Consider the following 1,589-nt stretch of genomic DNA (forward strand, 5'->3'; position numbering starts at 1 on the left):
ATTAAGTCAGAAGTATAAAATTTCGATTATAAAATATGCTTCATTAACTCATCCCAAGACAAAAAAATACGATTTATGTCTTCTTCAATAATTTCATTTCCGTATTGTACCTCAATAAATTCAAGATCAGTAATTGCTCTTATCCCATGCTTAGAGCCAGCAGGGATCTCCACAACCTGGCCCGCATATATACTGGATAATTTATCATTCAACACAAACTCACCTTTACCACTAAGGATTGTCCAAATCTCATTTCGATTATAATGGAAATGATAACTTAAATTTTTATCTGCTTTTACAACCACTTTCTTAGTTATGACTTCACGTTCTCCAGGTGTCTTAGCATAGTCAAGTATGCGATAATACCCCCAACGCCTTTCCTCATACATTGGAATCAAACCAAATTCGGCAATATCTTTTACTCTAGGGCTAGCATTTATTTCTGATACCAATATCCCATCGGGACTTGCTGCTACAATTATGTTTGATAATCCTAGTACTACGACTGGTATATCTAATTCGTTAATTACATGGACGTCTACACTATCTCCACTAATAACTCCTTTTCCTAACAGTGGTTCTGTCATTTCTTCAGTTAGAGTATTCCATGTTCCGAGATCTTTCCAGTAACCATTGTATGAAAGTGCAATAATGTTTTCGCTTTTTTCTAGCACTTCATAATCAAAACTAATTTTAGGCATAGACGCATATTCATGAAGCAAGTCCTCATAATTGATTAAATAATTCTTATCCCTAAGAATCGAAATAATTTTATCAAGTTTAAATGCAAATACACCGCAGTTCCACAAAGCCCCCATACCAATTAATTTTAGAGCTTGATCCTGTGTTGGTTTCTCTCTGAAGTGACTTACACTACATCTATTATTAATAAGTCCATTTACATCGGGAACAATATACCCGTATTTTTCAGAAGGGTATATTGGATTAACCCCAATTAATGCCAAATCAGCTTCATTGCTAAGGATTACTTGCTCAAGTTCCTTTAATTTCTCAAAAAAACCTTGTTCAACATAAGGATCAACAGGTATTACTACAATTACTTCATCTTTACTAACTTTTTCAACAGAATAAAGATACGTCACAGCAAGAGCAATTGCTGGAAATGTATCCCTTCTTTCAGGCTCTACAATTAAATTAGTTTCAGTCCCCAATTGATTTTGAATCATTTCTACTTGTGCTTTATTTGTAGCAATATATGAAATCCCCTCCAACTTAGCACATTTTAGTTGTTCCCAAACTCTCTGAATCATGGATTCTCTTTTTTTATCCTCATTTTTTAAAACCTTTAAAAATTGTTTTGATCTCGCATCATTAGATATTGGCCAAAGTCTTTTTCCAGAACCACCAGATAATAAAACAATTCTCATATGATTACTCCTAACTTTGAGGGTGATTTTAAACGCTACTGTTTTTTATTTTCCCTATAATATTTTTTGACTAAATACTCACCTAATTTTATAGATGGATTTTCAAAGTTTATCTACATTAAAGAGGCAACAGTTATAGAGACTGGTAATACGATCATAACCAATATTTGGAATTATGGTAACGAACCCATGGAATTGTAT

The 1,589-nt window shown here is 33.2% G+C and carries 1 protein-coding gene; it reads right to left on the reverse strand.

The window, feature by feature from the left end; all coding sequences use genetic code 11:
- Nucleotides 1-26: 26 nt before the first annotated feature.
- Entirely contained in the window at nucleotides 27-1,388 is a 1,362-nt protein-coding gene (locus tag A3842_RS09565; RefSeq protein WP_074101184.1) for a sugar phosphate nucleotidyltransferase, read from the reverse strand.
- Nucleotides 1,389-1,589: the final 201 nt, after the last annotated feature.

The sequence above is a fragment of the Paenibacillus sp. P3E genome (assembly GCF_001909045.1).
GTDB classification, from domain to species: Bacteria; Bacillota; Bacilli; order Paenibacillales; family Paenibacillaceae; genus Paenibacillus_AQ; species Paenibacillus_AQ helianthi.

Coding starts and splice junctions, on each gene's coding strand:
- A3842_RS09565 (WP_074101184.1), bottom strand. CDS start 1,388: ATGAGAATTGTTTTATTATCTGGTGGTTCTGGAAAAAGACTTTGGCCA.